Annotated in this window: 8 protein-coding genes and 2 pseudogenes; 8 read left to right on the plus strand and 2 right to left on the minus strand. The window is 37.7% G+C overall.

Translation table 11 applies throughout. The features are described 5' to 3' along the window. Positions 1-48 precede the first annotated feature (48 nt). Positions 49-1,521: a leucyl aminopeptidase gene (locus IQ226_RS24185; protein WP_193899628.1), complete on the minus strand. Its 1,473-nt coding sequence runs from the start codon at positions 1,519-1,521 to the stop codon at positions 49-51. Between the two features lie 175 nt (positions 1,522-1,696). On the opposite strand from IQ226_RS24185, the gene IQ226_RS24190 reads away from it, so the two are divergent. The 8 genes and pseudogenes from IQ226_RS24190 to IQ226_RS24220 all read left to right on the plus strand — a co-directional run. After that, positions 1,697-2,197 carry a thioesterase family protein gene (locus tag IQ226_RS24190; protein ID WP_193899629.1) on the plus strand — a complete coding sequence of 167 codons (501 nt, stop codon included), beginning with the start codon at positions 1,697-1,699 and terminating at the stop codon, positions 2,195-2,197. Continuing rightward, complete coding sequence (locus IQ226_RS25755; RefSeq protein ID WP_255540002.1) at positions 2,197-2,322, plus strand: hypothetical protein; 126 nt, start codon at positions 2,197-2,199, stop codon at positions 2,320-2,322. The genes IQ226_RS24190 and IQ226_RS25755 overlap by 1 nt, the downstream gene beginning before the upstream one ends. Positions 2,323-2,461: 139 nt before the next feature. After that, on the plus strand, positions 2,462-3,055 hold the full coding sequence (locus IQ226_RS24195) for a hypothetical protein (RefSeq protein WP_193899630.1): 594 nt from the start codon (positions 2,462-2,464) through the stop codon (positions 3,053-3,055). Positions 3,056-3,087: 32 nt separating this feature from the next. Beyond that, on the plus strand, positions 3,088-3,837 hold the full coding sequence (locus IQ226_RS24200) for a cobalt-precorrin-6A reductase (protein ID WP_193899632.1): 750 nt from the start codon (positions 3,088-3,090) through the stop codon (positions 3,835-3,837). A 29-nt stretch (positions 3,838-3,866) separates the two neighbouring features. Next, positions 3,867-4,274 (plus strand): annotated as a pseudogene (locus IQ226_RS24205) (Uma2 family endonuclease); the annotation flags it as partial. 396 nt (positions 4,275-4,670) lie between these two features. Beyond that, positions 4,671-5,516 (plus strand): DNA adenine methylase, encoded by an 846-nt coding sequence (locus tag IQ226_RS24210; protein ID WP_193899634.1) that lies wholly within the window; start codon positions 4,671-4,673, stop codon positions 5,514-5,516. After that, positions 5,509-5,757, plus strand: a complete 249-nt coding sequence (locus IQ226_RS24215; protein ID WP_193899636.1) for a hypothetical protein — start codon at positions 5,509-5,511, stop codon at positions 5,755-5,757. The genes IQ226_RS24210 and IQ226_RS24215 overlap by 8 nt, the downstream gene beginning before the upstream one ends. Next, positions 5,741-6,040, plus strand: a pseudogene (locus IQ226_RS24220) (transposase); the annotation flags it as partial. The gene IQ226_RS24215 and the pseudogene IQ226_RS24220, both read left to right, overlap by 17 nt. Positions 6,041-6,089: 49 nt before the next feature. Here the strand turns inward: IQ226_RS24220 and IQ226_RS24225 are convergent. Further along, positions 6,090-6,200, minus strand: a 111-nt coding sequence (locus IQ226_RS24225) for a transposase (RefSeq protein WP_143336292.1), incomplete at its 5' end; no start/stop codon positions are given.

Raw genomic sequence — 6,200 nt, forward strand, 5'->3', positions numbered from 1 at the left:
GGGTTTCCCCGCCCTGGGGTTTCCCCGCCCTGTTGAGGTGAAATTAAACTAACTTAAAACCCAGCTAACCAGTGTTCTCACACCAAAACCAGTTGCCCCAGCACCGTTATAGCCATGTTCCTTATCAGCCCAAACTGGTCCGGCAATATCTAAATGCGCCCAAGGGGTATCCTTAACAAACTGCTTCAGGAATAAAGCCGCAGTAATTGAACCGCCATAACGGGGTCCAGTATTTTTCATATCAGCAATACCCGATTTTAACCCGTCAAAATATTTATCTTCCATCGGCATCCGCCAAATTTTCTCACCGGCATTGTCAGCGGCGGTTTGTAGTTGGGAAGCTACCGTGTCATCTGGTGTAAATAAACCGGCGATATCTTCGCCCAAAGCTACCACACAAGCACCTGTAAGAGTAGCTAAATCAACGATCGCATCCACACCCAACTTATCCGCATAAACCAAGGCATCAGCCAAGGTTAATCGCCCTTCAGCATCGGTGTTATTAACTTCGATTGTTTTGCCATTTGAGGCAGTTAAGATGTCTCCAGGGTGCAATGCCTTACCGCTAATCATGTTTTCGGTAACGGCAGAGATAAAGTGAACTTCCACATCTGGTTTTAACTGCCCAATGGCCTTAGCCGCGCCTAAAGTTGCCGCTGCACCACCCATATCCATTTTCATGGTTTCAATCCCACTACCAGCACCTTTAATGTTCAATCCACCGGAATCAAAAGTTACGCCTTTTCCGATAATTGCCAGTTTCCGCTTAGGTGTACCGACTGGTTTATAGGTGAGGTGAATGAATTTTGGTGGTAAATCAGAAGCTTGGGCGACTCCCAAAAATGCCCCCATGCCTAGTTTTTCGCATTCTTCCTGTTCCAAAATTTCCAGTTCTAACCCGTGTTCGTGAGCGATCGCTTGGGCAGTTTCTGCCATAGTAATAGGTGTAACCGTATTCGCCGGGGCTGCTACCAACTGTCTCGCCAAAATCACACCAGAAACAATTTGATTAGCGCGGGTAATAGCCGCTTCTTGTCCAGCTAAACCAAGTAAATCAATGGTTTCGATATTGGGATTTTTATCTTCTGGCTCAGATTTAAAGCGAATATCTTGGTAAAGTGCCAATTCTATGCCCTCAGTTAGTGCTTGGGCTGTGGTGGCTGGGTCATTGTTCCACAGTGGTAAACTGATACCCAAAGTCTTGGTTTTTTGCTTTTTGGCGGTTTTGGCTAGAGTCGCAACTACACGGCGTAAACTCTCCAGTTTCAGCGCGTCTGGTTTCCCTAAACCAACTACAATCACCTTCTTCACTGGGTAAGTCCCACCTAAACGAATAACAACGGTGCTATTAGCCTTACCTGTAAACTCTTCCTCGGTAATAACTTCTGTTAAAATCCCCGCAAATTTATCATTTAACTTGACCAGATCCCCAGTTAACTCCACCGCATCTTCAAATAGACCAAAGGCTAAAGTATCACCAGTCCAGTCTAATAATCCTGTATTTGTAAGTTGAATCGTCATTTTTGTAATTTCTGTCTATCTTTCTTCATGTACCAGTATTGCTCAAATTTTGGGAATCATGGGCGTTGTACGCAACGTCCTGACAATCTGGTAAGATGAGAAATAGTTCACAAATATCCAATTTACAAAGTTTTATCGGTTTTTTAGTCATCTGTCCCTTGTAAAAATTATTATTATGCCTAAAGAAATCAATCAGCCTCAATTACCACCCACCAGCGCCATTGATAGTGTGACTAATGTGGCCTTTGAAAATTGGTTTGAATATCCAGTCCGAGCCCAACCTCACCATACTGATTATGCGGGTATAGTTTGGCATGGTACTTATTTAACATGGATGGAAGAAGCCCGGGTAGAATGCTTACGTTCCATCGGCATTGAATTTGCTGATTTAGTAGCTTTAGGTTGTGATTTACCTGTTGTAGAGTTGTCAATTCGTTATCATCAGTCGGTGAAATTAGGAATGCCAGTTATAGTAAGAACACGGATGGCTGAGGTAACGGGAGTGAGAATGAACTGGGACTACACCCTTGTTTCTCCTGATGGTCAAGATTTATATATTACTGCTCTGGTCACGTTAGTCGCTTTAGATCGGGAAAAAGGTAAAATTATGCGTCAGTTACCACCCGCTTTTCAAGATGCTTTGGCGAAAATTTCTGGTTCTCGGAAGATTGGGTAATGGAAACTGGGAACTATAATAAAAAAACTTTTCCAGCTACCCATACTTTTACAGCAGAAGTCACCGAGTCAGGAGTCAAACTGGCTTGCTGTCTGGCTTTGAATTTAGATCCTGTAGCTCATTAAGTAGGTTGGCGTTGAAAATTGTCGTTATAGCAAGGTAAGAGGCAAGAGGCAAGAGTAAAGAAGTTTTCAGCGATTTTACATTTCTTTACACAGTTTGGTTTCATTGTGTTCACCTACTTAATCTGCAATATGCTGTAATATGTCTAAATCTGCAAAAATATCTAATCATTTAACACAAAAAGTTCAGGAAAAAGAGAAAGAGAAAGAGGAACAACTAATTAATGAACTGAGACTATTATTAAAAACCTTGATCTATCAGGAAGAAGTGACAATCAAAGCTATCATAGATTGTCTTTATGATGTTGGTTCAACTAATTTGATCAATCATAAGTTGCGTTTTGGAACTCTCAATAAGACTCTAAAATTTATCACTAAAATGTCGAAACCAGTAGCTAAAATGCTGGCTTGGCAATGGTTTAATAAAAATTGTCCTGAGTTAATTACTCAATGGCTGCAAAGTAAGGTGACATTTGTAAAAGTGGAAGAAACGAGGATGGAGGTGATGGTAGATAATGAAAATCTCCGTTTAGCTTCTATGTCTCAACTTCCAGAGGAAAATCAAGTTAATCAGGTAAAACGTCTGCATTTTCAGGTGAAATTGTTAACAGGTATTTTGGTTGTAGTTGTAACTATGTTTTCTGGTAGTTTGATTTGGTTAAATTATTCATTAAAGCGGTCACATTCCCAAACTATAGAAAAACTCCAAAATCAAGTTAAAAGGAGTCAGGAGTAATAAATACAGCATGAGGTTTTTAGGGAATTGATATGTTGCGGGTTTTAATTCTCGGTGGCATTGGTGATGCAGTGGAATTGGCGGCTAAGGTAGCAAATATTCCTGGTATTGAGGCGATCGCTTCTTTAGCTGGTCGAACTCGTAAACCTGCTAATCTGGTTGGTAATGTGCGGATTGGCGGTTTTGGGGGTGTCTCAGGATTAGTTAGTTATTTGCGAAAAATGCAAATTGATATATTAATTGATGCTACTCATCCTTTCGCTAATCAGATTTCTGAAAATGCTGCCGCAGCGACACAGGAAGTAGGTATTCCGCGATTAATGGTAATTCGTCCACCCTGGGAAAAATTAGCGGATGATTGTTGGTTAGAAGTAGAAAATAATCTCGCTGCTGCTGCTGTTTTAGCAAATCAAGCTAAACGAGTATTTCTAACAATTGGTAGACAAGAAATTGCGACTTTTGCACATTTACAGGAAATTTGGTTTTTAATGCGGATGATTGATCCACCAAATACTGATGTTGTCGTCCCACCTGGATTAATTTTATGCGATCGCGGACCATTCACCTTAGAAAACGAACAGGAAATTTTACTCAAATATAATATAGATACCATTGTTAGTAAAAATAGCGGTGGTAGTGCCACATATCCCAAAATTATCGCCGCTAGGAAACTCGGAATTAAGGTTGTGATGGTAAATCGTCCACCTGTACCCCCTGGAGAACAAGTTCCAGACGTGGATAGTGCGTGCAAATGGTTGTTTAACAAGTTGGATATTTTATAAAATTAAGGTAATTAATGGAGGGACGCAACATGGTGATTAAGAAACCAGATATTAACAATACTCCTCAAAATCTGATTTTACCTTTAGAAAGTGGCGATCGCCTATCACGCCACGAATTTGAACGTCGTTATACAGAAAGTCTCCATGTTAAAAAAGCCGAATTAATCGAAGGAGTAGTTTACGTGGCATCACCCTTACGCTTTCAACGTCATGCAGAACCCCATGCAAAACTGGTAATTTGGTTAGGGAATTATCAAATTGCTACACCCGGTGTCAAGTTAGGTATTGAACCCACAATTAGATTAGATCAAGATAAAGAACCCCAACCCGATGGAATTTTATTCATTGATCAAAGTTTCGGAGGAAAGTCCCGCATTACAGCAGATGACTATATTGAAGGTTCACCAGAATTAGTTGCCGAAATTGCTGCTAGTAGTCTGTCAAATAAATTTTGACGGATAAAGGAATGAACCACGAAGACGCGAAGAACACGAAGGAAGGAAGAAAGAAGGAAAGAAGGAAAATTTATTTACCCGTCAATTAGTTCTTGACAGACTACTAGTAGTGCAGCTTATGATTTGCATGATAAAAAAAAGGCTTATCGACCGATAAACCAGCTAAGGCAAAAATCTCTCAAACCCTTATTCCTCTGTGTCCTCTGCGCCTCCGTGGTTCGTTAATCAGGATAATTTATTTCTTGGAAGTCCCTAATTCTCAAAAATCCCGATTTTGTCCAAAAATATAGTATAACTGTGACTCTATAGGAAAATATTAATTATATAGTACAATAGTATCATTATGCTATTGTCACTTAATAATTTGCAGGTCATAAAATGGTATCAGTTAATCCGTCAGTCAAACCCTTTGTAAAGTGGGCAGGAGGAAAAAGACAGCTTGTGCCGACAATTCTAGCCAATCACCTCCCTAAAAATTATAATCTTCAAACCTACTACGAGCCTTTTATTGGTGGTGGTGCGCTTTTGTTTAGTTTGCAACCTAAAAAAGCTGTCATTAATGACAGTAATGCTGAATTGATAAATTGTTACAAAATAATTAAAAATTCTTTAGATGAACTAATTGAGGATTTAAAAAATCACAAAAATAATGAATATTATTATTATGATATTAGAGACTGGGATCGAGAAAAGAATTTCAAGTCTAAAACAGAAGTTCAACGAGCATCCAGAATTATTTTCTTAAATAAGACTTGTTATAATGGGTTATTTAGAGTTAATTCTCAAGGTCAATTTAATGTACCTTTTGGCAAATATAAAAATCCCAATATTTTAGATATAGCTGTTTTAAAAGCAGTTAATAAATATTTAAATGAAAATCAAGTTAGAATATTAAACTCTGATTTTCAAGAAGCTGTTAAAGATGCAAAACGAGGAGATTTTATATATCTCGATCCTCCTTATGATCCAGTTTCCGAAACTGCTTCTTTTACTGGCTACGATGTTAACGGTTTCAATAAACAGGAACAGAGAAGATTAAAAGAGGTATTTGATGATCTAAATAGTAGGGGTTGTCATATTTTACTAAGCAATGCTTATACAGAATTTATCGAAGACCTATATAAAGATTATCTGCATACAAAAATATCAGCTATAAGAGCGATAAATTGTAATGGTAAAAAAAGAGGTAAAGTGGATGAGATTTTAGTAAAAAACTATGAGTGATAAAAACACTAAAAATGATGTTGCTTGGGAAGCACTATTTGAAAAATACTCTATTTTGCAAAAAATCAATGAAATAGGATACTTTGAGATAGAGTCCAATAGTATTAATGAATTCAGAGAAAGTAGGTTAATGGCAAAGTTTGATAATGATCAAACTTTGCCTAAAATTTTTAAACAACATAAGCTGTCTATATTACCTATTTCCAGAAATAAATTCTGTGGATTGGTACTTTGGATTTAAACTTCATTTAATTATTAATGAACAAGGCGAATTATTAGCTTTTCAAGTTACTCCCGGAAATGTTGATGACCGGAAACCAGTTCCTACTTTGGCACAAAATTTATGGGGAAGACTTTTTGGAGATAAAGGATATATTTCTAAAAGTTTATTTCAGGAACTATTGGAAAATGATGTGAAATTAATTACTCCTTTTAAGAAGAATATGAAGAATAAATTAGTTGAATTGTGGGAAAAACTTATGTTAAGAAAAAGAGCTTTAATTGAAACTGTCAATGACCAACTATGGCTACGCCACGCAGGCTATCAAAATATTTCCGGCTCTTGCGTCCCTTTTATGGAGAATTAATACTAAAGTGCCAGTTTAATAAACTACGTAATCTAAAATTACTAAAGTTGCGAAATCCATATCCAAGTCTTTTGATTAATTTGAGTTTATTATTAAT

The organism is Dolichospermum sp. LEGE 00240, assembly GCF_015207875.1.
Taxonomy (GTDB): Bacteria; Cyanobacteriota; Cyanobacteriia; order Cyanobacteriales; family Nostocaceae; genus Dolichospermum; species Dolichospermum gracile.